32 protein-coding genes and 1 tRNA gene are annotated in these 25,619 nt (G+C 72.3%); 18 read left to right on the forward strand and 15 right to left on the reverse strand.

Annotated features, from left to right (window positions below; translation table 11 throughout):
* Nucleotides 1–74 precede the first annotated feature (74 nt).
* The 4 genes from GA0074694_RS28665 (at nt 75) to GA0074694_RS28680 (ending at nt 1,996) form a co-directional block, all read left to right on the forward strand.
* The gene (locus GA0074694_RS28665; RefSeq protein WP_091463030.1) at nt 75–449 is read left to right on the forward strand and encodes a DoxX family protein; all 375 of its coding nucleotides are present in this window, start codon (nt 75–77) and stop codon (nt 447–449) included.
* 100 nt (nt 450–549) lie between these two features.
* Nucleotides 550–897 (forward strand): DUF952 domain-containing protein, encoded by a 348-nt coding sequence (locus GA0074694_RS28670; RefSeq protein ID WP_091463031.1) that lies wholly within the window; start codon nt 550–552, stop codon nt 895–897.
* A 63-nt stretch (nt 898–960) separates the two neighbouring features.
* The gene (locus tag GA0074694_RS28675; protein WP_091463032.1) at nt 961–1,443 is read left to right on the forward strand and encodes a hypothetical protein; all 483 of its coding nucleotides are present in this window, start codon (nt 961–963) and stop codon (nt 1,441–1,443) included.
* A gap of 91 nt (nt 1,444–1,534) precedes the next feature.
* Nucleotides 1,535–1,996 (forward strand): hypothetical protein, encoded by a 462-nt coding sequence (locus tag GA0074694_RS28680; RefSeq protein ID WP_141714301.1) that lies wholly within the window; start codon nt 1,535–1,537, stop codon nt 1,994–1,996.
* A gap of 60 nt (nt 1,997–2,056) precedes the next feature.
* Here the strand turns inward: GA0074694_RS28680 and GA0074694_RS28685 are convergent, their stop codons facing one another.
* Together GA0074694_RS28685 and GA0074694_RS28690 are read right to left on the reverse strand one after the other, a co-directional pair.
* The gene (locus GA0074694_RS28685; RefSeq protein WP_425413648.1) at nt 2,057–3,568 is read right to left on the reverse strand and encodes an MFS transporter; all 1,512 of its coding nucleotides are present in this window, start codon (nt 3,566–3,568) and stop codon (nt 2,057–2,059) included.
* Nucleotides 3,569–3,620: 52 nt separating this feature from the next.
* Complete coding sequence (locus GA0074694_RS28690; RefSeq protein ID WP_091463034.1) at nt 3,621–4,334, reverse strand: siderophore-interacting protein; 714 nt, start codon at nt 4,332–4,334, stop codon at nt 3,621–3,623.
* Nucleotides 4,335–4,448: 114 nt separating this feature from the next.
* Between GA0074694_RS28690 and GA0074694_RS28695 the strand changes: the two genes are divergently transcribed.
* Nucleotides 4,449–5,015, forward strand: coding sequence for a GNAT family N-acetyltransferase (locus GA0074694_RS28695; RefSeq protein WP_091463035.1), 567 nt, complete (start codon nt 4,449–4,451; stop codon nt 5,013–5,015).
* A 58-nt stretch (nt 5,016–5,073) separates the two neighbouring features.
* Here GA0074694_RS28695 and GA0074694_RS28700 read toward each other — a convergent pair whose 3' ends face one another.
* From GA0074694_RS28700 to GA0074694_RS28715, 5 genes are all read right to left on the reverse strand, one after another.
* Nucleotides 5,074–5,583 (reverse strand): hypothetical protein, encoded by a 510-nt coding sequence (locus GA0074694_RS28700; RefSeq protein ID WP_091463036.1) that lies wholly within the window; start codon nt 5,581–5,583, stop codon nt 5,074–5,076.
* Nucleotides 5,580–5,807 (reverse strand): hypothetical protein, encoded by a 228-nt coding sequence (locus tag GA0074694_RS31250; protein WP_141714302.1) that lies wholly within the window; start codon nt 5,805–5,807, stop codon nt 5,580–5,582. Before GA0074694_RS31250 ends, GA0074694_RS28700 begins: the two co-directional genes overlap by 4 nt.
* A 195-nt stretch (nt 5,808–6,002) precedes the next feature.
* On the reverse strand, nt 6,003–7,244 hold the full coding sequence (locus GA0074694_RS28705) for a DUF1501 domain-containing protein (protein WP_091463037.1): 1,242 nt from the start codon (nt 7,242–7,244) through the stop codon (nt 6,003–6,005).
* 18 nt (nt 7,245–7,262) lie between these two features.
* Nucleotides 7,263–8,549 carry a DUF1800 domain-containing protein gene (locus GA0074694_RS28710; RefSeq protein ID WP_091463038.1) on the reverse strand — a complete coding sequence of 429 codons (1,287 nt, stop codon included), beginning with the start codon at nt 8,547–8,549 and terminating at the stop codon, nt 7,263–7,265.
* Between the two features lie 335 nt (nt 8,550–8,884).
* Complete coding sequence (locus GA0074694_RS28715) at nt 8,885–9,289, reverse strand: hypothetical protein (RefSeq protein WP_091463039.1); 405 nt, start codon at nt 9,287–9,289, stop codon at nt 8,885–8,887.
* Nucleotides 9,290–9,304: 15 nt separating this feature from the next.
* Between GA0074694_RS28715 and GA0074694_RS28720 the strand changes: the two genes are divergently transcribed.
* The 3 genes from GA0074694_RS28720 (at nt 9,305) to GA0074694_RS28730 (ending at nt 12,524) form a co-directional block, all read left to right on the forward strand.
* Nucleotides 9,305–9,523, forward strand: coding sequence for a hypothetical protein (locus tag GA0074694_RS28720; protein ID WP_091463040.1), 219 nt, complete (start codon nt 9,305–9,307; stop codon nt 9,521–9,523).
* Nucleotides 9,524–9,590: 67 nt separating this feature from the next.
* On the forward strand, nt 9,591–11,225 hold the full coding sequence (locus tag GA0074694_RS28725; protein WP_091463041.1) for a class I SAM-dependent methyltransferase: 1,635 nt from the start codon (nt 9,591–9,593) through the stop codon (nt 11,223–11,225).
* Between the two features lie 84 nt (nt 11,226–11,309).
* A complete protein-coding gene (locus tag GA0074694_RS28730; protein WP_091463042.1) occupies nt 11,310–12,524 on the forward strand; it encodes a PP2C family protein-serine/threonine phosphatase in 1,215 nt (404 codons plus the stop codon).
* Nucleotides 12,525–12,573: 49 nt separating this feature from the next.
* On the opposite strand, the gene GA0074694_RS28735 is transcribed toward GA0074694_RS28730, so the two are convergent.
* Nucleotides 12,574–13,233: a M23 family metallopeptidase gene (locus GA0074694_RS28735; RefSeq protein ID WP_091463043.1), complete on the reverse strand. Its 660-nt coding sequence runs from the start codon at nt 13,231–13,233 to the stop codon at nt 12,574–12,576.
* Nucleotides 13,234–13,356: 123 nt separating this feature from the next.
* Here GA0074694_RS28735 and GA0074694_RS28740 point away from each other — a divergent pair, with 123 nt between their 5' ends.
* The 3 genes from GA0074694_RS28740 to GA0074694_RS28750 all read left to right on the forward strand — a co-directional run bounded on the left by GA0074694_RS28740 (nt 13,357) and on the right by GA0074694_RS28750 (nt 14,533).
* A complete protein-coding gene (locus GA0074694_RS28740) occupies nt 13,357–13,824 on the forward strand; it encodes a hypothetical protein (RefSeq protein WP_141714303.1) in 468 nt (155 codons plus the stop codon).
* Entirely contained in the window at nt 13,821–14,033 is a 213-nt protein-coding gene (locus tag GA0074694_RS32060; RefSeq protein WP_091463045.1) for a hypothetical protein, read from the forward strand. Before GA0074694_RS28740 ends, GA0074694_RS32060 begins: the two co-directional genes overlap by 4 nt.
* 71 nt (nt 14,034–14,104) lie before the next feature.
* The gene (locus GA0074694_RS28750; RefSeq protein WP_091463046.1) at nt 14,105–14,533 is read left to right on the forward strand and encodes a hypothetical protein; all 429 of its coding nucleotides are present in this window, start codon (nt 14,105–14,107) and stop codon (nt 14,531–14,533) included.
* Here the strand turns inward: GA0074694_RS28750 and GA0074694_RS28755 are convergent.
* Nucleotides 14,530–15,750, reverse strand: a complete 1,221-nt coding sequence (locus GA0074694_RS28755) for an RNA-guided endonuclease InsQ/TnpB family protein (protein WP_218105832.1) — start codon at nt 15,748–15,750, stop codon at nt 14,530–14,532. The two genes, GA0074694_RS28750 and GA0074694_RS28755, sit on opposite strands and share 4 nt — an antisense overlap.
* Nucleotides 15,751–15,788: 38 nt before the next feature.
* Between GA0074694_RS28755 and tnpA the strand changes: the two genes are divergently transcribed.
* A complete protein-coding gene (gene tnpA, locus GA0074694_RS28760; protein WP_091463047.1) occupies nt 15,789–16,184 on the forward strand; it encodes an IS200/IS605 family transposase in 396 nt (131 codons plus the stop codon).
* Nucleotides 16,185–16,368: 184 nt separating this feature from the next.
* Here tnpA and GA0074694_RS28765 read toward each other — a convergent pair whose 3' ends face one another.
* The 3 genes from GA0074694_RS28765 to GA0074694_RS28775 all read right to left on the reverse strand — a co-directional run bounded on the left by GA0074694_RS28765 (nt 16,369) and on the right by GA0074694_RS28775 (nt 18,320).
* Nucleotides 16,369–17,082 (reverse strand): hypothetical protein, encoded by a 714-nt coding sequence (locus tag GA0074694_RS28765; RefSeq protein WP_091463048.1) that lies wholly within the window; start codon nt 17,080–17,082, stop codon nt 16,369–16,371.
* A gap of 570 nt (nt 17,083–17,652) precedes the next feature.
* A tRNA-Val gene (locus GA0074694_RS28770) sits at nt 17,653–17,724 on the reverse strand.
* 50 nt (nt 17,725–17,774) lie between these two features.
* Nucleotides 17,775–18,320 carry a TIGR02611 family protein gene (locus tag GA0074694_RS28775; protein ID WP_091463049.1) on the reverse strand — a complete coding sequence of 182 codons (546 nt, stop codon included), beginning with the start codon at nt 18,318–18,320 and terminating at the stop codon, nt 17,775–17,777.
* A 293-nt stretch (nt 18,321–18,613) separates the two neighbouring features.
* On the opposite strand from GA0074694_RS28775, the gene GA0074694_RS28780 reads away from it, so the two are divergent.
* Nucleotides 18,614–19,045: an SsgA family sporulation/cell division regulator gene (locus tag GA0074694_RS28780; protein ID WP_007457244.1), complete on the forward strand. Its 432-nt coding sequence runs from the start codon at nt 18,614–18,616 to the stop codon at nt 19,043–19,045.
* Nucleotides 19,046–19,135: 90 nt separating this feature from the next.
* On the opposite strand, the gene GA0074694_RS28785 is transcribed toward GA0074694_RS28780, so the two are convergent.
* Nucleotides 19,136–19,912: a glucose 1-dehydrogenase gene (locus tag GA0074694_RS28785; protein WP_091464241.1), complete on the reverse strand. Its 777-nt coding sequence runs from the start codon at nt 19,910–19,912 to the stop codon at nt 19,136–19,138.
* A gap of 160 nt (nt 19,913–20,072) precedes the next feature.
* On the opposite strand from GA0074694_RS28785, the gene GA0074694_RS28790 reads away from it, so the two are divergent.
* From GA0074694_RS28790 to GA0074694_RS28800, 3 genes are all read left to right on the forward strand, one after another.
* Nucleotides 20,073–20,951: a helix-turn-helix transcriptional regulator gene (locus GA0074694_RS28790; protein ID WP_091463050.1), complete on the forward strand. Its 879-nt coding sequence runs from the start codon at nt 20,073–20,075 to the stop codon at nt 20,949–20,951.
* 7 nt (nt 20,952–20,958) lie between these two features.
* The gene (locus tag GA0074694_RS28795) at nt 20,959–21,414 is read left to right on the forward strand and encodes an RrF2 family transcriptional regulator (protein WP_091463051.1); all 456 of its coding nucleotides are present in this window, start codon (nt 20,959–20,961) and stop codon (nt 21,412–21,414) included.
* Between the two features lie 144 nt (nt 21,415–21,558).
* Nucleotides 21,559–21,744, forward strand: coding sequence for a DUF4236 domain-containing protein (locus GA0074694_RS28800; RefSeq protein ID WP_088985195.1), 186 nt, complete (start codon nt 21,559–21,561; stop codon nt 21,742–21,744).
* A 122-nt stretch (nt 21,745–21,866) separates the two neighbouring features.
* Here GA0074694_RS28800 and GA0074694_RS28805 read toward each other — a convergent pair whose 3' ends face one another.
* Complete coding sequence (locus GA0074694_RS28805) at nt 21,867–22,814, reverse strand: hypothetical protein (RefSeq protein ID WP_091463052.1); 948 nt, start codon at nt 22,812–22,814, stop codon at nt 21,867–21,869.
* A gap of 57 nt (nt 22,815–22,871) precedes the next feature.
* Nucleotides 22,872–23,393 (reverse strand): VOC family protein, encoded by a 522-nt coding sequence (locus GA0074694_RS28810; RefSeq protein WP_091464244.1) that lies wholly within the window; start codon nt 23,391–23,393, stop codon nt 22,872–22,874.
* A 50-nt stretch (nt 23,394–23,443) separates the two neighbouring features.
* Between GA0074694_RS28810 and GA0074694_RS28815 the strand changes: the two genes are divergently transcribed.
* Both GA0074694_RS28815 and GA0074694_RS28820 read left to right on the forward strand, forming a co-directional pair.
* Nucleotides 23,444–23,917, forward strand: a complete 474-nt coding sequence (locus GA0074694_RS28815; RefSeq protein WP_091464247.1) for a MarR family winged helix-turn-helix transcriptional regulator — start codon at nt 23,444–23,446, stop codon at nt 23,915–23,917.
* A gap of 57 nt (nt 23,918–23,974) precedes the next feature.
* Nucleotides 23,975–25,606, forward strand: coding sequence for a tetratricopeptide repeat protein (locus tag GA0074694_RS28820; RefSeq protein WP_091463053.1), 1,632 nt, complete (start codon nt 23,975–23,977; stop codon nt 25,604–25,606).
* Nucleotides 25,607–25,619 lie beyond the last annotated feature (13 nt).

Consider the following 25,619-nt stretch of genomic DNA (forward strand, 5'->3'; position numbering starts at 1 on the left):
GCCGGACGTCGCGTGATCTGCTACGGTTCCGTGCTGATCTACGATCTCGAATGGCTTCCTCGAAGGGCCCAGACATGAACGTCGCCCTGTGGGTCACCGCGGGTCTGCTCGCCGCCGTCTTCCTGGTGATCGGTGGCATCAAGCTGGCCCGTCCCAAGGACCAGCTCCTCACCAACGGCATGGAGGCCCTGGAGCCGTTGCCGCCCGGCCTGATCAAGTTCATCGGCGCGGCGGAGGTGCTCGCCGCGATCGGCCTGACCCTCCCCGGCCTGCTCGACATCGCCCCGGTGCTCGTGCCGCTGGCCGCCGTCGGGCTCCTGGTCATCATGGTCGGCGCGGTCGTCACGCACGCCCTGCGCCGGGAGGTCGGCCCGGTCCTGCGGAACGTGGTGCTGGTCGCCCTGCTCGTGTTCGTCGCCTGGGGCCGCTTCGGGCCGTACGCCTTCTGACCGCCCTGCCCGACCGGTAGCTCACTCCGGGCCCGTCGCCGGCCGGAGGCCGCCCGCCCGGCGTCGGGCGGGTCGGCGGGGGCTCCGGTACCGTCCGGCTGTGCTCTTCCACATCGCCGAGGCGGCCGACTGGCAGCGGGCCCACGAGGCCGGGGACTACCGGATGTCCACCCGGGGCCGGACCCTGGCCGACGAGGGCTTCATCCACGCCTCACGGTGCGACCAGGTCCTCGGTGTCGCCGAGGCCTTCTACGCCGACGCCGGTCCCCTCCTGCTGCTGCACATCGACCCGGCCCGGCTCACCGCACCGGTCCGCGACGACGAGGTGGCACCGGGGGTGGTGTTCCCGCACATCTACGGGCCGCTCAACCTCGATGCCGTCACCGCCGTGACCCCGCTGCTCCGGGCCGCCGACGGGGCGTTCCTCCTCCCCGACGGGCTGCGGTAGCGGCCCGCGCTTGACCCGTCGTGGCAGCGTGTCTGTCGCACCGCAACGGACCAGGAGGACGTCATGTCCACGCCCACGCAGAAGTCGGGGTCGCCCCTGCTCGCCATCGACGGTGGCATGCTCGTGGCCACCCTGCTCACCCTCGCCGGATATCTGCTGCCCTGGTTCCGCAAGGGCAGCGGGTACGCGTGGTCCTTCTCCGGCTGGGCGTACGCGTCACTCAGCGACGGGGGCGGCTGGACCCTGCTCACCTTCGGGTGGCTGCTGGTGGCGGGCGGGGCGGCCCTGCTGGCCCGGGGCAGCACGGCGGCGGCGATGACCGGTGTGGTCGCCGCCATGGGCACCCTGGTCACCAGTCTCGCGGTGGTGGCGGCCAGCTTCGCCGTCGTCGGCGAGCAGACCGCGCTGAACCCGGTGGCGCAGCTGCCCTTCGGCGTCGGTCTGCCGGTCATGGCCACCGGGCTGGGGCTGCTGCTGGCCACCTCGTGCCGGGCGATCGTCCGCGGCGAGGCCCGGGACCCGGCCGGTGCCGGCAGGCCAAACTGACCGGGGCGACAACTGGTGGTCACCGGTCACGAACCATCGCGAGGTTCGGGGAGACAGTCCGGGTAGACACTCTCTCCGAAGGGAAACGGCCATGAATCGCAGGATCCACCCGCTGGCAGCGGTGACCGGTCTGATCGCACTCCTCGCGCCCGGACTGGCGGCACCGGGCGCCGCCCACGCCCAGCCGGGCTCGGCACCGGGACGGGCGGCGCGCGACTGCACCCCGATCCGGCCCGAGACCGACTTCTACGCCGGGGGACGGGTGGCCACCGTGCTGCTGGCCGTGCCCGACGACCCGACCTGCACCACCATCAGCGTCTCGCACGTCGTGGACGTGGCGGTGCCGACGGACCGCTGCCAGGACTTCCTCGTCATCTTCTACCCCACCGACGGCAGCGAGCCGATCGCCACCGAGCCGGTCACGGCCTGCTCCCACGGCCCGCGTTCCCGTCCGGTGGTCCTCGCCACCGACGTGCCGGACGGCACGTGGTACCGGGTGCTGTACGAGATCGACTACCTGGGCCAGGACGTCCGGTTCACGGTCCGGCACTGATCCGGCCGGGCCCGGTCGGCGCGGAGACACTCCGACGTCCGGCCAGGCCCGGCCCCGGGCTCAGCCGGCCCGGCGGGCCGCGCGGTGCAGGAGCAGGGCGGCCAGCAGGCCGCCGACCAGGACGGCACCCGCGCCGACGGTCTGACCGACGACCACGGCCGAGGAGAACGCCTCGGCGACCGACTGGCGTTCCGGTTCGCTCCGGGCGGCGGCCATGGCGGCGGGGAACGAGGCGGCGCCGGCCAGGGCGACCGGCAGCGCCGCCGTGAACCGCGCGTTCATCACCGCGCCGAGCACCGCCACGCCGAGGCTCGTGCCGACCTCCGCCATGGTGCCGTCCACCCCGGCCCCCGCACCGGCCCGGTCGGCGGGGATCGCGCTCATCACCGCCTCCACGATGGCCGGGTTGGCCACCGCACAGCCGAAGCCCATCAGCACCAGACCGCCCAGCAGCACGCCGTAGCCGTCGGTCGGGGCGTGAGCGGCGACCACGAGCCCGACGGCGAGCGACGTCATGCCGGTGGCGATGGCGGCCGGGGTGCCGAGCACCCGGATGAGTCGGGCGGTGACACCGGCCAGATTGAGCAGGACCACGGTGAGGGCGAACGGCACCGTGCGCAGGCCCGCCTCCCAGGCCGAGTGGCCCCGGACGAACTGCAACTGCTGGGCCAGCAGGAACAGCGCGCCGGCGCTGCCGAAGGTGATCAGGACGACGCCGGTCACCGCACCGACGAACCGCCGGTCGCGGAAGAGGGTCATGTCGAGCATGGGGTGCGGGATGCGCCGTTCCCAGCCGACGAAGAGACCGACCAGTGCCGCTCCGGCCAGTGCCGCGCCGAGGACCGGCCCGGAGCCCCAGCCGTCCTCGGGCCCCCGGATGACCGCGTAGACCAGCGCGGTCAGTCCGGCGGTGGAGAGCACCGCCCCGACCAGGTCGAGGCGCCCCCCGGTGGCCCCGCGTGACTCCGGCACCAGCAGCGCGGCGGCCACCACGCAGAGCAGCACGATCGGCACGTTCAACAGGAAGATCGCCGGCCAGTCGACGTGCGCCAGGACGAACCCGCCCACCGGCGGCCCGGCGGCGAAGCCGAGCGCGCTGACCGCCGCCCAGATGCCGATGGCCCGGGGCCGCTCGTCGGCGTCGAAGACCTGCATGGCGACCGCCAGGGTGCCGGTGACCAGCAGGGCGCCACCGATGCCGAGGGCCGCCCGCGCGGCGGTCAGCTGCCCGCTGGACTGCGCGGCCGCGGCGGCGAGCGAGGCGAGACCGAACAGGACGAGCCCGGCCAGCAGCATCCGCCGCCGGCCGTACCGGTCGACCACGCTACCGGCGGTGAGCAGCAGACCGGACTGCACCAGGGCGTACGCGTTGATCACCCACTGGATGTCGGCGGTGCTGGCGGCCAGGTCCCGGGTGAGTGCCGGCACCGCCACGGTGAGCACGGTGTTGTCGAGCACCACGACGAGTTGGGCGAGGCTGAGCACCCCGAGGATGAGCCAGCGGGTCGGCAGCCGGGTCGCGACGGCGTCGTCGCGGGTCGGAGAGCCGGCCGTGGCGGGTGCCACGGTCACTGGGCACCGCCTCCGGGACCGTCCGTCGACGGGTCGGAACGGACGGCTCGGCTCACCGGGCGGTCCAGTAGGCGAGCGCGGAGACCTGCTGCTTACCGGCGCCCAGGCCGCGCCGGAGGTGCCGGGCGATGGTCCGGTTGCTCGCCGCCTCGCAGGCGACCCAGTAGTACGCCCCGTCCGTGTCCGGCGGGATCGCCGCGCACACCGTGTCGACCAGGTGCTGACCGCCGTCCTGGCGGAGCACCCACATCACCTTGTGGTGCCCCCGGGCACGCGGGGTCAACGCCTGTTCGTCGGTGTGGGCGTACTCGAGCCAGACCGTCGCCGGGACGTCCCCGGCGTGGTCGAGCAGGCTGTTGACCGCCGGCAGGGAGGCGGCGTCGCCGACCAGGTAGAGGTGGCGCGGGGCGGGGTCGGGCAGGGCGAACCCGGTGCCCTGGACGGTGGCGTCGATGGTGTCGCCGGGGCGGACGTTGGTCGCCCAGCGGGCGGCCACGCCGTCGTGCAGGGCGAACTCCAGGTGGAACCGCCCGGTAGCCGGATCCGGGTCGACCAGGGTGTACGCGCGCTGGTGCGCCTTGCCGTCGTCGTCGAACCACAGGCGGACCCACATCGTCGGGTGCACGCGGCACGCTTCCAGCAGCCCGCCACCGTCGACCAGCAGGCGTTGGTAGTGGGCGTTCACCGACTCGGACTCGAGCACGGTCAGCCGGAAGTCCCTGCCTCCCATGGCCTTGAGCACCAGGGCTTCCCAGTTCCGTTTCACGCGGTCCTCCCGTACAGTCCTGCCCGGTTAGGCAAGGCTAACCTAAACGATCGGTTCTGGGGAGAGGCGTCGTGCCACGCACCGGACGACCCGCAAGACCATGAGATGAGGCACGTGATGTACCAGGAGACGATCCCCGGCTTCGGCACCCTGTCGCTGACACCGGTGGACCCCCCGGTCCACGCCGGACTGTTGCACGGCTGGGTCACCCAGCCCCGGGCAGTGTACTGGGGTATGGGCTCCTTCACGCCGGACGACGTCCGTGAGGTCTACGAGTTCATCGACGGCCTTACCACCCACCACGCCTACCTGATCCTGCTGGACGAGGTGCCGGTGGGCCTCTTCCAGACCTACGAGCCGGCGGCCGACCCGGTCGGCGAGCGCTACGAGGTGCACGCCGGCGACATCGGCATGCACCTGCTGCTGGCCCCGCCGCCGGGCACGGGACGCGGTCTGACCACCGCGATCGGGCCGGCGCTCGCCCGGTTCCTGTTCCGCGACCCGGCGCACCGCCGCATCGTGGTCGAGCCCGACGTACGCAACGAACTGGCGCTGCGCCGGCTGGAGCGGGTGGGCTTCACCTTCGACGACCAGATCGACATGCCCGAGAAGCGCGCCCAGTTGGCCTTTCTCACCCGCGACCGGTTCGAGGCCGACCACCCCCAACCGGTGGCCCGGTGACCCTCGGCCTCACGGGCCGTTGCGCCGTCGACGGCGGGAGGGCCGGCGGCGTCGACCCTCACCGGATCCGCAACTCCCGCCGGATCGCCTCCCGGAGGGCCCGGACCGCCGCCTCGAACCGTTCGTCGTCGAACCTCCGTGGGTCCGGACCGAGCATCTTCGCAACGAGCCCCGACGCGTCCCGCATCGCCTGCTGCACGGCGGCACTCCCGAAGACCTGGACCGCAGCCTCAGCGTCGAGCAAGGGCCGCAACACATGTTCGAGCAGTCTGTCCCGGCGGCGCTCGATCGTCTCCAGGGTGTGCTGGATCAGGTCGCGCGACTCGTTCCCGTTCGCCCCCCGGTGCAGGCGCTCCCGCAACGCGTCGGTCTGCGCCGCGAACATGTCCTCGATGAGCATGTGCCGGCGGACGAGCTGCAACGTGCTGGTCGCCCGGACGTAGGCTGCCTGCCTCGCGTCGAGCAGGCGCTTGCGCCGCTCGTTCCAGATGGTCACCGAGCCGGCCAGGACGGCGGCGAGGAGAGTGGCGCTCGCGGTGATGACCGGCACCCACGTCACGGCGGTCATCCCAGCATGTGCCATCGGGACAGCAGGTCACCACGGGTGATCTCGCCGTGCACCACGAGCCTTCCGTCCGGGTCGTAGTAGCCCTCGTCCGGATGCCGGACGAAACTGAGGACGTCCCGGCGGTACCGGAAGGCGGCCCCACCGAGTGCGACGCCCGCCGCCTGCTTCATCAACCGCCCCGGGTTGCCCGGTCGGGCGGGAGCCGCTCCCACCTGCCACCCCACGCCCGGCAGGGTCCGGCAGTGACCTCGTGGGTTACCCGAGCGACCCGGTGAACGCGTCCGGTTGGGACGAGGTGGTCCTGCACGCCCAGCCGAAGACGCTCGGCTGATTCGACGGGGGAGGACGGCTGGTCGTCCTCCCCCGTCCGCCTACCACTGCGCCCGCCACCGCCCGCCGCACCCGGTGGGTCGTGCCGGTCAGAGGACGCCGGCGAGCCGGCCCCGCCAGCCTGGAAGCACCTCCCCCGAATCGATGTCGAGCGTCTTCTCCAGCAGGGTGGCGTAGATGTCCCGGAAGTCGGTGGTGAACTTGAGGTCGCCGTCGTCGAGGTCGGTGAGGCTCGGTGCTTCGCCGTGCAGTCCGCCACGCACGCCGGACCCGAGCAGCAGCACGTTGGAGGCGGTGCCGTGGTCGGTACCGTCCGAGGCGTTCGCCCGCACCCGGCGGCCGAACTCCGAGTAGACGACCACCACCACCTTCCGGCCCGCCTCAGTCCGCGCCATCCGGTCGACGAAGCCGCTGACCGCGCGGTCCACCTGCCCGAGCAGAACCTCCTGCAACTGCTTCTCGTCGGCATGGGTGTCGAAGCCACCCAGCGAAACCGAGAAGACCCGGGTGACGACCTCCGCCTCGACGCACTGGGCCACCAGATCGAGCTGCGCGTCGAGCGGGGTACGCGCGCCGCCGGTCGCGGTGGCCGGAGCTGCCTCGCCCTCCTGATCCGGCTCGTCGGCACCTTTTGCGTCGCGTACCTCACGGATCATGTGGTCGACGCTGCGCAGGTCGGCGAAGCATGCCGCCGCGCGGGCACGGGCCGGGGTGTCGTCCGGCGCGGCAGCGGCGAAGGCAGCCATCGTCGCCTCCGGCAGCCCCCGGCCAGACTTCCGCTCGGTCACCGGCACCGCCGCGCCCGCGCTCCGCTCCCCGGCCAGCAGCGGCGGCAGCACCGGCTCGAAGGAAACCGCGAGCCGGGGGTCACCTCCGGCCCGGTCGAGCCACCGGCCGAGCCACCCGGTGGTGCCAGGTCGCTGCGGTTCGGCGGTCTGCCAGACGTCCATCGAACGAAAGTGGCTCCGGTCCTGCTTCGGGTAGCCGACGCCCCGGACCACCGCCAGCCGCCCCTCCCCGTACAGACGGTGCAGGCCCGTCAGCGCCGGGTTGAGCCCCATCTCGTCGTCCAGCCGCCTGACCTCCTCCGCCGCGTACGCCAACTCCGGGCGGGCGTCCCGATAGGCCGGGTCGGCATACGGCACCACGGTGTTGAGGCCGTCGTTGCCGCCGTACAGGGTCACCAGCACCAGGGTGCGGGCCTGCGGGTCACGGTCGCCGGAGGTGGCGAACAGGTCGTCCAGGCGGTACGCGGTGGCCCCGGCCGCCAGGGCGGTCGCACCGACCACCCCACTGGCCATCAGGAACCGCCGTCGGGTCACGGTCTCCACGATGCTCCTCCTCGCCCGTCAGCAGACCACGTACTCGGGGCTGACCAGGCCGGCCGCGATCAGCTTGCGAGGCTGTCCGGCCAACGGGGTCAACGCGGTCCCGGTACGGTCGCTCCACCGGTCGACCACCAGTAGCCGGGCCAGCGCGTCGGCCCGCCCCTCAGGCGGCGCGGCCGACAGCCGGGCCAGCGCCGTCGGCGCGGCCATGCCCGCCACCGTGTCGGCCACACGGAGTCGGACCTGGAGCGCGGAGGTGGTCAGCCAGGCGGTGCCGGCCGGCCAGCCGCCCACGCTCGGTGGCCGCAGCGGCACCTGGTCCAGCGCGGCCAGGCCGGCGAGCAGTCGCCGCCGGCCCGCCTCGGGCAGGGTGGACGGCCGGACACCGAGCTGGCGCAACGCGCCGACCAGCCACTCGACCGGCTGCTTGACCAGGGTGCCCCGGGTCTGCGCGAAGGCCGGCGCGGTGAGGATCCGGCGCAGCGTGGTGACCGTGTCGGGGCCGGCGAGGTCGGCCGGCGGGGGCACGTCCGGGCCGGCGAAGCGGAACCAGAGCCGGCCCCCCACGAAGCGCGCGGTCTCCGGCCGCTCCGCCAGCAGCTTCGCGTACGAGCCGGCGTCGAAGGCGGCCCGCTGGCCCAGGATGGTCTTCGGGCCGGGATCATGGCGACGGGCATCGAACCGGGCCGCTCCGGTTCGGCGGTCCACCACCCAACCGGTCAGTGCCCGGGCCCCCTCCTTCACGTCCACCTCGGTGTAGCCGCCGCCGTGACCGAGGGTGAACAGCTCCATCAGCTCGCGGGAGAGGTTCTCGTTGGGGGCCTTCCGGGTGTTGCGCTGTCCGTCCAGCCAGAGGAGCAGTGCCGGGTCCCGGACCATCGCGTCCACCAGTGGCGGCAGCGGTCCCCGCCCGTGCCGGCGCAGCGTCTCCAGCTGGCGGAGCATCAGCGGGGCGGACCGGACCTTCTGCACGCTGGTCGCCCAGTGGCCGTGCCAGAAGAAGAGCAGCTTCTCGCCGAGCTGGTCGTCGGTGGTGACCATCCGGTCGAGCCACCACTCGGTCAGCCGGCGCACCTGCGCCTGGCGTTCCTGGTTGGCCTGCTGGCGCTGTTCGCGACTCGACTCCCGGGTGAGCCGCGCGGCCGGGTTCGGGCCGAGGGCCGGCAGAGGCGGTCGGCCAGCCACGGGCTTGAGCAGTCGGTCGAGCGTGGCCGCGACGCCGATCCGCTCCGCCTCGTCCACCTCGTCAGCGGTCGGCCCGAACGTCGCCCGACGCAGTAGATGCGCCGCCGCTTCCCGCTCAGTCATTCGATCGACGATAGCCGAGGCGTGTTCGGGTACGGTACGGACGCGGTACGACCGCCGTACGACCAACGAGGACGCACGCGGAGCTCGGCACGCGGATCATCGCGCGCGGGTGCTGTCGAGCTGCCCCGTCTGTGCGGGCAGCTCCACAGCGTCCGTGGGGCCATCGTCCGGGCCACGGCCGGACATCACTGCCACCCGGCTCCGGTCCGACGACCGCCCTTCGGAGCAACGGACGGGCCACCTGTTCGGGGAGGTCGCGGCGCGCATCCTGGGGCGGGTGCCCCGCGCACCGCGGATCGGTACGGCGTCTCCGGCGGACCGCCGGACCGGGCCGGTCAGTCCGCGCCGACCACCAGGACGCTGGCCTCCTCGTCGTCAAGGGCCGCGACGAGCTGTTCCAGCGTCGCCGGTCCCTCGTGGTCGAGGATCAGGACCGGACGCAGATCGTCACCGCAGGGCTCGCCCTCCGGGCTCGACGCGGCCCGGTGGCCGGGACCCGGCAACAGCCCCGCCTGGTCGGCCAGGACCGCCGGGTCGATCCGGATCTCGCGACGCAGCACGACGACCCGCCCGTCCGGGAGTTCCTCCAAGCCCAGCCCCGCGACGGTCCGGCGGAACTCCTCGTCGCGGTGCCGTACCGCTTCGGTGACGCGCTCGGGAGAGGTCACCAGCCGGACCACGAGCCGGTCGTCGGTGACCTCGACCCGGGCCCACAGGTCCATGGGGAGCAGGTAGAACACGCCCTGCTCGCCCTCGTGACCGTAGTTGAACAGGCCGCAGGCCAGCTGCTCGTCGGCACCCCCCGGGTGTCGACGCCCAGGACGACGTTCACCTCGCCCGGCTCGGAGAGGGGCACGGCGGTGACCCACATCCGCACCGAGTCGTCACCGAGATGGGGCAGCGAGGGGCTCATGCGGATGATCACACCACAGGTCTCCGGCAGCGAGCTGACCGCCCGCTGGCGTGACTGGTGATCCCACCCGCCGGGTCGGCCGGCACCCCGCCGGGACCGATCCGCCGAGCGTCGGCTAGGAACGTCGCATGCCCCGCTACCTGCTCTTTCCGGGCCGCCACCACCTGCTGACCCGGTTCCAGGCCGACTACCTCCGCCGGCTCGCCACCGACGGTGACGCCGCTCCGACCGACCGCGTCGACGGGGCTGCCGACCAGGCGACCGGCGACGGCGGCGGGGCCACCGTGATCTGGGCGGTCACCTCGGCCAACCACGAGAACACCCGGCGCAACCCGGTCCCCTACCACCGGCGGGAGGCGGCGATCGAGCGGTTCAGCGTGCTCACCGGGCTCCGCTCAGTGGTGGTGCCGGTCTTCGACACCGCCGCGACCGACCGGTTCGCCGAGGTGACCCTCAAGAACGTGGCGGCGGCGACCGGGCGGGAGCTGACCCCGGCCGACACGGTGGTGGCCTGTTCCACGCCGGAGGTGGCCGCGATGTACGAGCGGCTCGGCTTCGCCATCGCCGGGGTGGAGGCCGAGGTCGAGCCGACCCCCGCCCGGCCCTGGGACGTGCTGCTGCGGCTGGCCGCCGGTGATCCGACGTGGCGGGAACTGGCCCACCCGGCGACCATCGACGTGTACCGCCGCTACCGGCTGGACGACCTGGTGCGGGCGGTGGTCAACGACCCGGTGGTCGGCGACGAGGGCGGGCTGACCGCCACCCGGGACTACCGGACGTACGCCGAGGCGTTCGCCGACGCCGCGCAGCGCAAGTGGTCGGCGGTCCGGGAACACGTACGGCCGGGACGGATCGTCGACGTCGGCTGCGGCGCGGGAGCCGTGCTGGAGCTGGCCGACCGGGAACCGGCGCTGCGGGAGAGCGACCTGATCGGCGTCGAGGTGGCCCGGCACCTGTTCGAGGAGTGCGTGCACAAGAAGGCGCAGGGGTTCTTCACCAACCCGAACGTCTTCTTCTACCGCCGCAACGTGCTCGGCGGGGCGGTGTTCGCGCCGCGCTCGGTGGACACCACGCTGACCTTCGCGCTGACCCACGAGATCTGGTCGTACGGCGACCGGATGGCGTCGCTGCGCCGGTTCGTGCAGGCCATCTACGACCACACGGTGCCCGGCGGGGTGTGGATCAACAGTGACGTGTGCGGACCGGACGGCCGGGACCGGACGGTGCGGTTACGCCTGTTCACCGAGGACGGCACGAACCCAGCGCAGCCCCGTACCGACCTGGCGTCCCTGCCACCGGAGGAGGTGGCGGCGTACGTCGGTGGCCTGTCGACCCGGGCCCGGCTGGACCAGTTCGCCGTCGACTACCGGTTCCCGTTCACCTACCGTCCCGTGCCCGACGCGGCGGGCACGGTCCCCGGCAGGACGGACGCGCGGGAGATGGACCCCGGGACGGCCCCGGCCGGGGCGGTCGTCGAGCTGACGCTCGGCGACGCGATGGATTTCCTCACCCGCAAGGACTACACCGACAACTGGCTGTCGGAGACCCGGGAGCAGTTCTGCGGCCTCGAGTACGCCGACTGGAAGGCGCTCCTCGCCGACGTCGGCTTCGAGGTCGACCCGGCCAGCAGCCCGAGCCGCAACAACTGGATCGTCACCAACCGTCTCGCCCCGGTCGCCTCGCTGTCCACCACTGACGGCCAGTCGATGGACTGGCCGGTCACCCACGTGTTCCTGGTCGCCCGCCGTCCGGTCAACACCTGACGGGCGGTGGCAGGGGTCCCCTGCCACCGCCTTTTGTCGTGACGGCCCGTACGGACGTTGCCGTGGTGCAACTACGATCCGGGGATGGTTCGCGGAAAGGCTATGGGCGACGAGCAGCGGTTGCGCCGCATCGAGGCGGTGACGGATGCTACCCTGTCCCGCCTCGACGCCGCCGATCTCTTCGACGAACTGCTAGACCGGGTCCGCGAACTGCTCAAAGTCGACACCGCCGCCATCCTGCTGCTCGACACCCGCGCCCGGCAACTCGTGGCCACCGCGGCCAGAGGGCTGGAGGAGGAGATCCGGCAGGGCTTCCGCGTCTCGATCGGCCGGGGGTTCGCCGGCCGGATCGCCCTCACCCGGCGACCGGTGGTCGTCGACCACGTCGCCCCCGACACGGTCGTCAACCCGGTCCTGCTGCACACCGGTGTCCAGTCCCTGCTCGGCGTGCCGATCATCGAACGCGACGACCTCGTCGGCGTCCTGCACGTCGGCACCCTCACGCCACGTCGTTTCACCGCCGACGACATCCGCCTCCTCGAACTGGTCGCCGACCGCGTCCGGCTGGCCCTTCCCGCCCGCGAGAACAGCCTGGACCAGAACGCCGCGCTCGCGCTGCAACGCAGCCTGATCCCCACCGAACTGCCCGACGTACCCGGTCTCGAACTCGCCGCCCGGTACGTGCCGGGTCATGCCTCGGGCGTGGGCGGTGACTGGTACGACGTCTTCACGCTCCCCTCGGGCTGGCTGGGCATGGTCGTGGGCGACGTGTCGGGTCACGGACTCCAGTCCGCGGTGGTGATGGGACGGGTTCGCAGCGCCCTGCGGGCGTACGCCCTGGTCTGCGACGACCCGGCCGAGGCGCTGACCCTGCTCGACCGGAAGGTGGTCCACTTCGAGGCCGGCAACCTGACCACCGCGCTCTACGCGATGATCTCCCCAGACGGTTCCGCCATGCACGTCTCCCTGGCCGGTCACCCCCGCCCGGTCCTGGCCGTACCGGGTCGGCCGAACACCGTACTCGACGTGCACATCGACCCCCCGCTCGGCATCGGGCGCCTGCTGCCGAAACGGCACACCACCCGGGTCGACTTCCTGCCCGGCGCGGTCCTGGTCTCCTACACCGACGGGCTCGTCGAGCGTCGCGGCGAGGTGTACGACGTCGGTGTCGCCCGGCTGATGGCGGCCATCCCGCTGGCCCCCGTCGAAACCGTGTGTGCGACCGTGATGGCGACCCTCGACGTCGAACACCCGTCCGACGACATCGCCCTGCTGGCGGTGCGGAGACTTCCGGTCTAGGAACCACGCGGCACGACCGGCTACGCGCTCCCGCCCCCGGCCGCCGGAGCTACCCGCCGCAGTTGTTGCTGGTCCGCCGGACCGTGTACTCGGTGTCGTCGTGGGTGATGCCGGACGGCACCCCGTCGAAGTGGGCTTCCACCTTCTCCCACCCCCGCCGCTGCTCGTAGTGCAGGTGCGGGGCGCCGGAGTTGCCGGTGCTGCCGACCTTACCGATCTGCTCGCCCTGCTCGACCCGCTGACCGACCTCGACCATGGGCGGTTCGAGCAGGTGGAGGTACTGCGTCTCCCACCGGCCACCGTGGTCGATCTTCACCCAGTAGCCGCCGCCCCGCCCACGCGGCCCCTCCGGGTCCTGGGGGGTACGGCCACCCACCGAGCCGTTGACGCCCGCCTCGGTGACCCGGCCGCCGTAGGACGCGAGCACCGGCCTCCCCCACGCCTCCCCCTCGACGGGGAACAGGTCGACGTCGTAGTCGTCGTGTCCGGGGTAGGTGCCGAGTTGCCAGGTCTCGCCGCACGCGACGGGGAGTTGGAACAGCGGACGCGGCCCCGGGGGCCGGACGAGCGGCACGACGACCACGGCGACGGCGACCAGGGCCGCCACCGCGCCGAGCGCCAGGACGACGAGGGCGACACGGTTCCGGCGGGGATGGTGACTACGCGGTCGGGGCGGTTGGCCAGTCACCGCTCCGAGGATGCCAGACATCGGCAAGACGCGCGGCCCGCGCCAGGAGTGCCCGCTCCGGTCGGTTCGACCCTCCGCCCGATTCGCCACTGTTGGTGAACGGCCGGTGACGACTTCTACAGTGGATGGCCATGGTCCGACCGGGTGCTCCGGTACGGCGAGCTGCGCTGTCTGCCACACGTCAACGGGAGGTGTCACGTGCTCTACAGCCTCGACAGGGGGATCCGCCCGTTGTCCGCGCTGGCCGGCGAGGTCTACCGGAGGGTCAGGACGCGCCTCGACGGAGCCAGGGTCCGGGAGAGCGCCCGGCAACTGCCCGGCGTGCGGATGGACAAGACGGTGTTGTCGACTCTGACCCCGAAGGACGCCGACGACCTCTCGCGCTACCTGCTGTCGCCCGATTTCGACCACGTGACCTTCGGGTACGCCCTGCACCGCCGCCTGAGCTGGGGCAGCGGGCACCGACAGTACGAGGAGATCGTCACGGCGGTCCGCGCCGAGATCATCGAAGGGCTACGCCACTTCACCCGGATCGAGGCCGTTGACCGGACGCTGCTGGCGGACGTCCTGCTGCGCCTCGGGGGGCGGCCGCGCTGCGCGACAACCCCATGAAGATCCTGTTGTCCGAGGCAGCACCGGAAAACCTTGAGATGATCCGCCGTGCCGTGGTCGAGGCCATGGCCAAGGAACTGCTGAGCCGCCCCTCCAGCACGATCGCGTTCGCCGTTCACCTCCGGTACTACCTCCAGTCGGCGTCATCGAAGCGACTCGGCTTCTGGATGTCGTGCCGCTCCGGCTCGGCACGCTCCCGGCTCCGGTGACCGGGCTTTTGATCCACCCCGGAGACCCGTCCCCGACGGGACGGAGTGCTCACGCTCTGGGCCGGGTACTCATGGAGGCCGACCGCCCGTGGGCCGAGAAGCTACCCGGGCAGATCGTCGCCCCCGCCCTCGCGGCGATCGTCGGGCTGGTGGACATCGACCTGGTGGCGCACGACCTGGAAGTCAGGACCCTGCTGTCACTGCCGTTCCTGGAGTGGGTCGCCCATCCGATGCGTCGCGAGCTGACCTCACAACTCGGGAAGAACGTCGACCTCAACGAACGGCTCGTCCGCGACATCCGGATGCACCGGCTCGTCCGCGCGCGACGCGACGGTCAGGGCCAGGGCAGAGTCGTCTCGCACTACCGGCAGGCGGGCTGCGGTGACGAGTTCGTGCGGTTCCTCACCCGGTGGGTCGAAGGTGGCCTGGACACCATCGACTCCGCGGTCGTCTCCGTGCCGACCCAGTACTCCGCGTCGGTGGTGGTTCTCAGCGATTAACGATCCCCACGAATGAATCCGGGGGATTTTCCTCCGGGGCCAGGCCCTGGATTCCCAGCTCGGACCGCACCTGATCCACCGTCCCGGAAGGAGGCGATCAGATGTCTTACGTCGTCGGCACTGGCACGGTCGCGTTCGGCCGTGGCGAGGATCGTCCTCGCGGCGTTTCGGTCGCGGCATGCGGTATAGCCGCATGCCGCGCACTCGAAGGTACGGATACCCAGTCCGAGGCGAAGATTGGCTCTCTCGCCGCACTCGGAGCAGGTCATCGTGGTGTAGGCGGGCGGTACCAGCACCACCTTGCGGCCCGCCCGCGTACCACGCTCGATCAGTTCTTTCTTACATGCGCCGATCGCCGCGTCGGCCGCTTTGCGGGCCATCGTGGTGCGGGCGAGGAATGTCGGCTTGAAGTCCTCGACCGCGATCAGCGCGTGGTGGTCAGTGACGTTCTTGGCCCAGACGCGGGCGTCGTGGGTGTTCTGTCGGGCGGCCTTTGTCGCGACCCGGGCGGCCTGCCGCTTCGCGGTCTGGTAGCCCTTCGACGGGGCGTGTCCCTTGGGACGACGGCGGCGGGCCATCGTGCGCTGGGCCTTGGCCATCTCGGCGGCGCACCGGCGGCGATGGCCGAGGTGCGGCAGGTCGAACGCCGGGTCGGTCGTGGCGGCGGTGGTCTTGACGCCCCAGTCGACGCCGATACCCGGCGAGTCCGACTCGGGTGCGGTGGTGATCTCACGGCGGACCACGAACGAGGCGTACCAGTGGCCGAGGGTGTCTTGGTAGACGCGCACGCTGGTCGGCTCGGACGGCAGTTCCCGCGACCAGACGACCGCAACGGTCACCGTGCCCGGCAGGCACAGCCGGCCGTCTTTGATCCGGAAGCCGCGGGTGGTGTACTCCAGGGTCGGCAGCGAGTCCTTGAGCCGCTTGACCTTCGGTCGGCCCCGGCCCTTGACCGTGAACGAGTGGGCCAGGGCGGCACCATAGGTGCGCAGTGTCTGCTGCTGTGCGACCTGCGATCCCTCGCGCAGCCAGGCATGACGGCTGCGGGCCTCGGCCAGCAGTTTCGACAGCCTCCCGAACGTCGGCTTGCGGCCGGTCTTCTGCTGGTGCACAGCTTCGTTCCACAACCACCGGCACCGGCCCCACTCGTCGAGCAGTGCGGCCTGCGCGATACGGCCGGGCCGCAGGCGACAGGTGTAACGCACTGTCTCGTCCACCCCGAACACTATACACCACAAAGCTATATAGTCTCGGCGTGGACGAGGTCAGGTCGAACAACAACGTCGTGTACCGCTGCCACTACCACGTCGTCTGGTGCCCGAAGTACCGGCGCAAGGTCATCGACGGCACGGTGGACGAGCGGCTCAAAGAGATCATCCGCGAGGTTTGCGCCGAGCGGAACGCACCGATCGAGGCGATCGAGACGATGCCCGACCACGTGCAGCTGCTCGTGGTCGTGGACCCGCAGTACGGCATCCACCGCCTGGTCAAGCAGATCAAGGGTCGATCCTCCCGTCTGCTGCGCCAGGAGTTCCTGCACCTCAAGTCCCGGATGCCGACCCTGTGGACCAACTCGTACTTCGTCGCCACGACCGGCGGCGCCACTTCGGAGGTGGTCAAGAGGTATGTCGAGAACCAGCGCAACGTGTGACCAGACGCCCATCCGCCTTGGCAGCGAATGGGCTATCCCTGACCTGCTCCGCAGGGGTTCCGTTTCCTCCCCACGGCCAAAGCCGGGGGTTTCCACGGAAGACATCCGATGACCACGGAACCGGGCACGGTGGTTCGTTGCTGCGGGAACGCGGGAGAGTACCGGGACATCGCGGTCCGCCCCCTCAGGCCAGGAGGGCCGCTCGCATCTCGGCGCCCGGATTGAACCCGCCGACCACCCGGCTGCCGGCCGGGTCGAGGACGTCGACGGTGTTGTTGCGGCGCATCAGCTCCCGGACCGGGGGCGGCAGCGGGGGTGGATCGTCCATGGCCGCACGGACGTCCCGGGCGCTCATGATCAGCCGGTACGCCAGGGTCGCGGCGTGGGTGTCCACCCGGACTCGACCGTACTCCCAGCCGACGATGGTGAGATCGAGCACCTCGAACAGGTGGGCCAGCACCGGTTTCGGATCGGTCGTCTGCACGAACCGGGACGCCCCGCTGCCGACGACCGTGACCGCCCCCACCACCTGCACGTACGGGTGGAGACCGCCCGGCAGCTCGAAGAGGGGCCACCGCAGCGCCGGCGCGGCCTTCCTCCACAACGGCCGGTAGTTCGTGCGGTCGACGATCAGCCGACGTCCGGTACGCCGGTGCAGCTCGTATGCCTGGGCGAGGAAGTCGGCGTGCGCCTGCTCGGCGAACTCGTGCAGGATCCGGGCCGCCACGGAGAGGCCGTCGTCACCGTCGAGCATCCGGACGAGCGCGTCGACCTGCTCGGGAATCGGGGCCTGCACCCGCGCGCCGAACCGGTGCCGGGCGTCCTGGAGCAGTGCTTCCTGCCGGCCCGGGTCGTGCTGGACCTGGTTCCTACCCAGCATCTGCTGGAGCCACCGCATGTCGCCTCGTCTCCCAGCCGCCTCGGAAAGGGGCAATGTTATCCGAGGTGCCCGCCGCCGGTGATGCTGCCACGCGTGCCAGCATCACCGTGCCAGGCGACGGAGAAGGTCACCGTGCCGATGTGGTCGGCCCGGTTGCTGTACGCCGCCACGGTGCCCCGATCGAGCCGCGCAACTTCCAGCGGTCCTGCCCGACCTCGGTGCGCCCGGGCCGACGTACGGCCGATCACCGTTCACGACGTACGCCGCATCTGCCCCCGGGACACCCTCGAACGGCTCGGCGGCTTTCTCGTCGATTCCCGACGCCGGGTCCTCCGGATACCGAGGGCGGAACGTGGGTCGACGTTCCGGGAGGGGCCACAACGAGAACCGACAGATCGACCCCCGCACCAAACCGCTCCTGAACGGCGTCCGACAACAGCGCGCTCGCCCGACGACGTTCCTCGATCCTGAGCGTCTCCGCCACGTTCACCGCATTGTCGGAGGTAGTGACCGCCGTTGCTGCACTCCACTGCCGCACGAACAGCAGAAAGACCACTTCCCTCGATGGGAAGTGGTCTTTGACCTGCGTGGGCGATACTGGGATCGAACCAGTGACCTCTTCGGTGTGAACGAAGCGCTCTCCCGCTGAGCTAATCGCCCTCAGCGCGCATGACTGTACCTGATCGGGTCCGGACTCCGCGAATCCGGGGTCAGTTCGTCGCGAGGTAGTGCAGCAACCGGGCGACGACGTCGATGCCGAGGCCCACCTTGAGGGAGAGCCAGACGACCCCGCCGACGAAGAGCAGGCCCACCGTGCCGAGGGCCAGGCGCACCGGCAGCGACCGACTGGTGACCCATCTGGTCCAGCGTTGCACGTGCCGGCGGGTGAAGCCGAGCAGCCGCCTGGCCCAGTGGAACTCGACCGCCCAGATACCGAGCCCGGCGATCACCAGCAGCCAGCCGGGGCCGGGCAGCGGGATGAGCACCACGCCGACGGCGACCACCAAGGCACCGGCCACGGAGATGAAGACCTTGAGCGCGATGCGGCCGGTGGGATTGGCCCGGATCAGGTCCAGGGTCGTCCGCAGCCGCCGCCAGCGGACCCGCCGCTCGGCGGTCCGCACACCCCCCGCGCCGTTGGCACCGTGGTCGCGCGGCCGGTCACGGCCACGCCCGTTCTCCGGCACCCCGCACCCCCGCTTTCCGGTCTTTCCGGCCACCGGACCCGGCAACCGACGCCCGGTCGCAGTCTCCATTGAGGAATGCTCCGCGACCATCTCACCCCCAGTGTCGTCCCGGCCCGTCACTCCTACCGACGACTGGACGTTACCGGAGTAAGTCGACGACTGAACCACCCGATGCCGGGCGGGATCCAAGCTCTGGGCAGAACCGGAAATCGTACATGAATTTTCACATTCTAACGCCGTTTCCGACCCTCTTCCCACCACTGGGTGAAGTCAGCGTATGGCGGAGCGTAGCCATGAGGAGCGCCTGAGTATGGAAAAGCGGAACACGCGCGTTCCGCAGCGGTGCCGGGGGGAGAACGTCCATGAGTGTCATCCGACCGACGACCGTAGAGGTCGAGACGTCGCTAAGGCTCGTCGCACCTGACGCCACCGCCTTGCCGGTGCGCGCCAGTCTGCGCTACGACCCTGCTGACCCGTATGCGGTCCATGTCCTGTTCCATGCCGAATCTGCCGGTGGCGAGGCGGTGAGCTGGTCGTTCGCCCGTGAACTGCTGGTCACCGGACTCGACGAGCCGGCCGGCATCGGCGACGTCCGGGTGTGGCCCTGGGCCACCCCACGCGGCGACTTCGTCGCGCTGGCGCTGTCGTCACCCGACGGCAACGCCCTGTTCGAGGTGCCGCGGAGCGTACTGGTGCGCTTCCTGCGCCGCACCTACGTCGTCGTCCCACGCGGCCGGGAGGCCGAGCACCTGGACGTCGACACGGCGGTGAACCGGTTGCTGGCCGGTCGCTGACCGACGTCGGCGGGGCCGCGCGGATCTGCCGAGTCCGCGCGCGCCCTGCCACCGACCACCGGGGTACGCCACGACGTCCCGGTCACGCGCTCAGCCGTGCGTCGTGATGCCCCCGTCGACCGGGATGACCGCGCCGGTCAGGTACGCCCCGGCGCGGGAGGCCAGGTAGATCGCGGTCCCGGCCATGTCCTCGGGCCGACCGATGCGGCCCAGCGGCACCTGCTGCTCGATGCCGGCCCGGGTGGCCGGGTCGTCCAGCGCGAACGCCATCATCCTGCTCTCGAACGGGCCGGGCGCGATCGCGTTGACCGTGACGCGCTCACCGGCGAGCTGGTGGGCGAGGCTGCGGGTCAGCATGTGCACGGCCGCCTTGGTGGCCGAGTACGCGTACACCTCCATCAGCGGCACCCGGATGCCGTCCACCGACCCGATGTTGATGACGCGGGCCGGGTCGTCGGCGCTGGCCGCCGTGCGCAGGGCGGGCAGCAACGCGGTGGTGAGCCGGAACACCGCCTTCACGTTGACCGCCCAGAGCTTGTCGAAGGCGCTCTCCGGGTACGCCTCAAGCGGCGCGCCCCAGGTGGCCCCGGCATTGTTCACCAGCACGTCGAGGCGGGAGGTGCGTTCCCGGACAGCGGCGGCGAGCGCCTCCGCGCCGGCATCGGTGCCCAGGTCGGCCGGAATCGCCGTGCACCGCCCGTCGGCGGACAGCTCGGCGGCGACGCGCTCGCAGACCTCCGCCTTGCGGGACGAGATGATCACCTCGGCACCGGCCTGGACGAAGCCCCGGGCGATCATCAACCCGATGCCCCGGGAACCTCCGGTGACCAGGACCGTCTTGCCTTCGACCGAGAACAGATCCGTCATGCCCATCCCATCGCGAGTCGGCGGGTCCGCCCGCGTCCGGCAGACCGGGTGCTACCGACCGGTAGCCTAACCGCCCCGACCCCTGCCGGTCGGCGGTCGATCCCCTACGTCCCCTGCGTCGGCATGCGGGAGACGGTGCGGGGGGCTACCGTCGCTGGTGATGGTCTCTTCCGGTCAACTCGCCCCGGCCACGGACGCCGCTCCCGCGCCGACCGCAGCCGGGATCCGGGCCATCACCCTGGGTGATCTCAGCACCGACCCGGCGTGGCGGCGACCGGTGTTGATCGGGTCGAACCACCTGATTCTGGTCACCGGCGGTCACGGCACCCTGGAAGTCGACTTCCGCCCGTTCCCCTGTCGGCCGGGCACCATGTTCCGGGTCCGTCCCGGGCAGGCGGTGCGTCGCACCGACGCACTGGACGCCGTGGTGGTGCGGTGGAGCCCGGAGGCCCTGCACGGCCTGGACGTCGACCCGGACGCCGTACCGATCCACACCCAGCTCGGCGGCGAGGACGAGGAGGCGGTGCTCAACGAGGTCAGCCAGCTCGTGGTGGACTGCCGCCGGCACCGTGGCTCAGGCGGCGAGAGCCTGCTGCGGCACCAGCTCGCCGTCCTGCTGCTGCGCTTGACGCTGACCGCCACCCCGGCCGCCGGGACGGAGCCGCGCACGTTCCGGCGGCTCTGCCGCGAGGTCGAGCACCACTACCGGTACACCCGCCGGGTCGAGGACTACGCCGACCGGCTGGGCTGCTCGGTGCGTACCCTGACCCGGGCCTGCCTGGCGATGACCGGGCGCAGCGCCAAGCAGGTCATCGACGAACGGGTGGCGTTGCAGGCCCGCCGACTGCTCGCGGCGACCGACGAGCCGATCGCCCGGATCGGCCGGTATCTCGGCTTCCCGGAGCCGACGAACTTCGGTCGCTTCTTCAGCCGCGAGGTCGGCCTGAGTCCGGGTGCCTTCCGGGCGACCGGCGGGCGGGTCGCCGTTCCGGCCCGGATCGCCCGCCCCCGGCCACCGCATTGGACCGACCGGGCATGATGGCATCGTGCAAATCTCGGCACGCGGCGACTACGCGATCCGGGCGGCGCTGAGCCTGGCCGCCGCGTACCCCTCGCTGCTCTCCACCCAGTCCATCGCCGCGGAGCAGGACATGCCGCGCAAGTTCCTCGAAGCCGTCCTGGCGGACCTGCGCCGGGCCGGCATCGTCCGGGCCCAACGTGGGGCCGAGGGCGGTTACACCCTGGCCCGACCCCCACGGGAGATCGCCGTGGGGGCGATCCTGCGGGCGGTGGACGGACCGTTGGCCGGCGTCCGGGGAATGCGTCCGGAGGAGACGGAGTACCTGGGCGCGGCCGAGAACCTGCCCCGCCTCTGGGTGGCCGTCCGGGCCGCCGTCCGGCAGGTCGTCGACGAGGTGAGCCTGGCCGACCTGTCCACCGGCAGACTGCCGGCGCACGTGCGGCGGCTGACCACCCGGCCGGGGGCCTGGGAGCCGCGCTGACGGCACCGGGCGACCGGTGACCGCACCGCCGTCGGCCCCGGCGGCGCTCCCCCGTGGGACGACCACGGGTTTCGTGAAACGGCCTTCCGGGCATGTTCGACACCGAACACGGACGGACGGCTGGTCATGAAGGGAGGCCCCGACATGGGCCTGATGTTCCGCAAGCGGAAGAAGTACGGTCCCCTGGTCCTCAACTTCACCGAGAACGGTTTCTCCTCGTGGACCGTCCGGCTCGGCCGGTGGTCCTGGAACTCCAAGGCCCGGGCGCACCGGGTCGACCTGCCCGGCCCGCTCTCCTGGAAGCAGGACAAGTCCCGGTCCCGGGCGTAGCGCCCTGACGTCGAGGGGGGTGCCGGTGAACCACCGGCACCCCCCTCGACGTGTCCACAGCTGCTGGACCGTCAGTCGGTGGAGGTCGAGCTGCCGCCTCGGACGCCCGGGGGCCGCCCGCGTCACCGCCGCGAGTGGACGCCCGTGTCGCCGGGTGCCGGGTGGACGATCACGTCCCCGGCGAGCCGGCCGTCGGCCGGGGACCGGGTCACCGTGCCCGCGTCGAGCAGGGCGGTCAGTGCCCGGAGCGCGTCGACGGCCCGGTACGGGGTCCCGGTGAGCACGTGCCGGCGCAGCTCGGTGACCGTACGCGGACCACAGCGGTCCAGTTCGGCGCGGAGCAGGTCGGAAAGAGCGCTCGGGTCGGGCTCGGCGTCGAGGTCGCGCGGGGTGCCGTCGACGTCCCGGTGCCGCAGTCCGGCCGCCGCGCCGGCCCGCCAGATCCCGTCCTTGAACGCCTCCAGGTTGCGGTCGGAGTTGGTGCCGAGGGCGAACAGCCACGGCGGCGCGTCCCCGACGGGGACCGTCTCCACCTCGGCGACCAGCGGGAACCGGGACACGGCGGCGCGGGCCGTCCCGGCTTCGACGGCACCGCCGGCCCTGCCGGTTCCGCTGGCGAGCAGCAGGTCGGCCGGGCGGCCGGAGGTGGCGGCGGCGAGCAGGCCGCGGCCGGCGGGGCCGTCGAGCGTCTCGCCGGTCGGGTCGGACAGGGCGGTGAGCAGCGGCGCGCCGGCCGCGCCGGCTGCCTTGAGCACCACCGGCAGCCGGTCGGGGGCTCCGGGTACGGGGTGCACGGTCACCTCGGCGGGGAGCCCCGCCGCCAGGGGGGCGAGTCGGGCGGGCAGTCCGGGGTCCTCGGCGAGCACCACGACCGTGAGCCGCTGCCCGCGTACCCGGTCGGCGGCGGTGGCCACCGCCCGTAGGACGGTTGCGGCGCTGTCGCCCGGCGGCCCCGCGTACACCAGCGCGAGGGTGACCCGGCGGGAGCGGCGCAGCGCGCCGGTGAGCCAGGTGTCGAACTGGTGGACGAGCAGCCCACCCAGGACGGCGTCGATCGGGTCGGTGGGCATCCTGGTGTTGTACCAGACGGCCGGGCGCCCCGGGCACGGCGACCGGGACGGTCCGCGTCAGGCCGGGACGGAGACGCCGACGCCGCCCCGGGTCTGCCCGCCGTAGCGCTGCCGCTCGCGGGCCAGGTCGAGCCGGCCGATCCGGGTGCGCGCGGCGAGCGCCGCGTCGTCGAGCCGGTCGGCGGGAACCAGCCAGACGATCTCGAACTCCAGGCCGTCCGGGTCCCGGCCGTAGAGGCTCTTGGTGGTGCCGTGGTCGGACGTGCCGACCAGCGCGCCGGCAGCGGTGAGCCGCTCGGCGGTGACGGCCAGTTCGTCGAGGGTGTCGACCTCCCAGGCCAGGTGGTAGAGGCCGACGGTACGGCGGCCCGCCTCGGACCCGCCGGCCGCCGAACCGATCTCGAAGAGGCCGAGGTCGTGGTCGTTGGTCGAGCCGGGCGCCTGGAGGAAGGCGGCGCCGGTGAACCCGTCCGGGGTCATCGGCACCCGCCGGAAACCGAGCACGTCACGGTAGAAGGCGACGCTGCGCTCGACGTCGCGGACGAAGAGGACGGCGTGGTTGAGGCGGTGGATTCCCATGTCGACCACGGTACCGCCATTTTGTTGAGCGTTCAACTATCAGTCGTATGATGGGCGTCATGACCCGGTGGCTGGACCCCGACGAGCAGCGCACCTGGCGGGCCTTCCTGGCCGCCTCCCGGGCGCTGATGGAGACGCTCGACCGTGAGCTGCAGCGCGACGCCGGCATGCCGCACGCGTACTACGAGATCCTGGTCCGGCTCTCCGAGGCTCCCGGGCGCGAGCTGCGGATGACCGACCTGGCCCTGGCCAGCGGGTCCTCGCGGAGCCGGTTGTCGCACGCGGTGGCCCGGCTCGAGGCGGCCGGCTGGGTGCGCCGCCGGGACTGCCCCACCGACCGGCGGGGCCAGCTCGCCGTCCTCACCGACGCCGGTCTCGCCGCACTCGCCGCCGCCGCGCCCGGTCACGTCGAGGGGGTACGCCGGCACCTGTTCGACGCGCTCAGCCCGGCGCAGGTCGACCAGCTGCGCCGGATCAGCGAGTCCCTCGTAGACCATCTGGGCGGCGACCGACCACTATCCTGACCAAACTGCCACCTGACGGGTCTTGTACATACCGTCGCGGAATGCGCACGATGAGGCGTGTCCTCCCCCTTCGGTGAACTGACCGGCCAGGCGCACCAGCTCGTGGCCGCCGGCGACCTCTCCGGTGCCCAGGAGCTGCTCGCCGACGCGCTGGCCGACGCGGACCCGCGCCCGGCGAACGCCTCACCCGAGCTGGCCGAGGCCGCCGGCCTCCAGGCCCGGGTGCTGGTCACCCTCGGCGAACCGCACTCGGCGCGCGGCTGGGCGGCGTTCGCGTACGCCGCGCTGACCCGGCTCCACGGAGCGTCCGACCAGCGGACCATCGCCGCCGCCGCGACCCTCGCCGCGGTGCTGCACCGGGTCGGCAGCTACGCCCGCGCCGCCCGGCTGTACCAGGAAGTGATCATCGAGCTGACCGCACTCGACGGCCCCGAGTCGCTGCGGGTGCTCGCCGCGCACGCCGACCTGGCCACCGTCGAATACGCCCGGGGCGAGTGCACGGTCGCCCGGGAGCGCCTCCAGGACGCCTGGGAGCTGCACCGCGAGGTGTACGGCGACGGGCACGTCAGCGGGATCAAGATGCTCGCCCGGCTCGGCGCGATGCAGCGCGACTGCGGTCTCTTCGCCGACGCGCACGACAACCTGGCCCTGGCCCGGGAGCTGTGTCGCCAGCACCTGGCCCCGGACGACCCGCTCGCCGCCCAGGTCGCCGGCCTGGCCCGGGCCGCCGCCAACCCGGACCACGCCTGCGACCACGTCGACGACGCCAAGCCGACGGCCCATCCGCAGGACGCCGGGCACGGGGCGGTTCCCCGTCCCCGCGTACCGGAGGAGCCGGTCGACCGCTCCGGCGCGACCGGCGACGCGTACCCGGCGGAGCCGGACGGGTTCCGGACCCACCCCGGCGGCCAGCCCGAGGGTTGGGCGGCCGGCGGCGGGTACCGGCCCGACGCCGACGACCGCTCGTACGCGCACGACCGGCGGTTCACCGTCACCGGCCGGTACGGCGACGACCCGGACGGCGACGACTGGTGGCCCCCGGAAGGGGAGGTGAACCGCCCCGAGGAGCCGGCGGCCGCCCCTGGCCCGGCCGTGCCCCCGCTTCCGCCGTCCGTGGTCGGCCTCACCGGCGCACCACATGCGGAGGAGTCGCCGGGCGTGCACCGGGTCGCCCACCTGCCGGTGCGGGTCGGCTCGCGGCTGCCGGTGCACGTGCCCCGCCCGCCGGCCGATCCGTCCCGCCGGCTCGCGCCGCTGATCGTCGCCGGGGTGGTCGTGGTGCTGCTCGGCACGGGAGCGGTGATCGCCGGGGTGGCGCGGGTCGGCGAGCCGGCGAGTCAGCCGCCACCCGCCCCCGGCACGCAGGCGGCCACGAGCGCGACGCCCGGCGGCACCGCGAAACCGGCCAGCGGGGCACCCGGCGCCCCGCCCAGCGGGGTCACCCTGCGCGACAACCGGGACAGCGTCACGTTGAACTGGACGTACCCGGCGGGGGCGGAGGGGCCGGTGGTGGTCTCCGGTGGCCGGGTGGGGCAGGATCCGCGTGCCTTCCAGGAGCTGCGCGCCGGCTCGACCAACTACATCGTCTACGGGCTGGACCGGGGCACCGACTACTGCTTCACGGTGGCGGTCGTCCACTCGGCGGACACCGTCGGCCGGGCGAAGCCGGTCTGCACGAAGCGGAGCTGACCGGGACGGTCCG

The sequence above is a fragment of the Micromonospora inyonensis genome (assembly GCF_900091415.1).
In the GTDB taxonomy this organism is placed as follows: domain Bacteria; phylum Actinomycetota; class Actinomycetes; order Mycobacteriales; family Micromonosporaceae; genus Micromonospora; species Micromonospora inyonensis.

What these genes read in the sequence shown, in the direction of transcription:
- GA0074694_RS28735 (WP_091463043.1), bottom strand. Translation starts at nt 13,233, where the DNA reads ATGTCTGGCATCCTCGGAGCGGTGACTGGCCAACCGCCCCGACCGCGT.
- GA0074694_RS32060 (WP_091463045.1), top strand. Translation starts at nt 13,821, where the DNA reads ATGAAGATCCTGTTGTCCGAGGCAGCACCGGAAAACCTTGAGATGATC.
- GA0074694_RS28780 (WP_007457244.1), top strand. Translation starts at nt 18,614, where the DNA reads ATGAGTGTCATCCGACCGACGACCGTAGAGGTCGAGACGTCGCTAAGG.
- GA0074694_RS28805 (WP_091463052.1), bottom strand. Translation starts at nt 22,814, where the DNA reads ATGCCCACCGACCCGATCGACGCCGTCCTGGGTGGGCTGCTCGTCCAC.
- GA0074694_RS28675 (WP_091463032.1), top strand. Translation starts at nt 961, where the DNA reads ATGTCCACGCCCACGCAGAAGTCGGGGTCGCCCCTGCTCGCCATCGAC.
- GA0074694_RS28700 (WP_091463036.1), bottom strand. Translation starts at nt 5,583, where the DNA reads ATGACCGCCGTGACGTGGGTGCCGGTCATCACCGCGAGCGCCACTCTC.
- GA0074694_RS28785 (WP_091464241.1), bottom strand. Translation starts at nt 19,912, where the DNA reads ATGACGGATCTGTTCTCGGTCGAAGGCAAGACGGTCCTGGTCACCGGA.
- GA0074694_RS28680 (WP_141714301.1), top strand. Translation starts at nt 1,535, where the DNA reads ATGAATCGCAGGATCCACCCGCTGGCAGCGGTGACCGGTCTGATCGCA.
- GA0074694_RS28810 (WP_091464244.1), bottom strand. Translation starts at nt 23,393, where the DNA reads ATGGGAATCCACCGCCTCAACCACGCCGTCCTCTTCGTCCGCGACGTC.
- GA0074694_RS28775 (WP_091463049.1), bottom strand. Translation starts at nt 18,320, where the DNA reads ATGGAGACTGCGACCGGGCGTCGGTTGCCGGGTCCGGTGGCCGGAAAG.
- GA0074694_RS28765 (WP_091463048.1), bottom strand. Translation starts at nt 17,082, where the DNA reads ATGCGGTGGCTCCAGCAGATGCTGGGTAGGAACCAGGTCCAGCACGAC.
- GA0074694_RS28725 (WP_091463041.1), top strand. Translation starts at nt 9,591, where the DNA reads ATGCCCCGCTACCTGCTCTTTCCGGGCCGCCACCACCTGCTGACCCGG.
- GA0074694_RS28750 (WP_091463046.1), top strand. Translation starts at nt 14,105, where the DNA reads ATGGAGGCCGACCGCCCGTGGGCCGAGAAGCTACCCGGGCAGATCGTC.
- GA0074694_RS28800 (WP_088985195.1), top strand. Translation starts at nt 21,559, where the DNA reads ATGGGCCTGATGTTCCGCAAGCGGAAGAAGTACGGTCCCCTGGTCCTC.
- GA0074694_RS28790 (WP_091463050.1), top strand. Translation starts at nt 20,073, where the DNA reads ATGGTCTCTTCCGGTCAACTCGCCCCGGCCACGGACGCCGCTCCCGCG.
- GA0074694_RS28730 (WP_091463042.1), top strand. Translation starts at nt 11,310, where the DNA reads ATGGTTCGCGGAAAGGCTATGGGCGACGAGCAGCGGTTGCGCCGCATC.
- GA0074694_RS28710 (WP_091463038.1), bottom strand. Translation starts at nt 8,549, where the DNA reads ATGACTGAGCGGGAAGCGGCGGCGCATCTACTGCGTCGGGCGACGTTC.
- GA0074694_RS28815 (WP_091464247.1), top strand. Translation starts at nt 23,444, where the DNA reads ATGGGCGTCATGACCCGGTGGCTGGACCCCGACGAGCAGCGCACCTGG.
- GA0074694_RS28665 (WP_091463030.1), top strand. Translation starts at nt 75, where the DNA reads ATGAACGTCGCCCTGTGGGTCACCGCGGGTCTGCTCGCCGCCGTCTTC.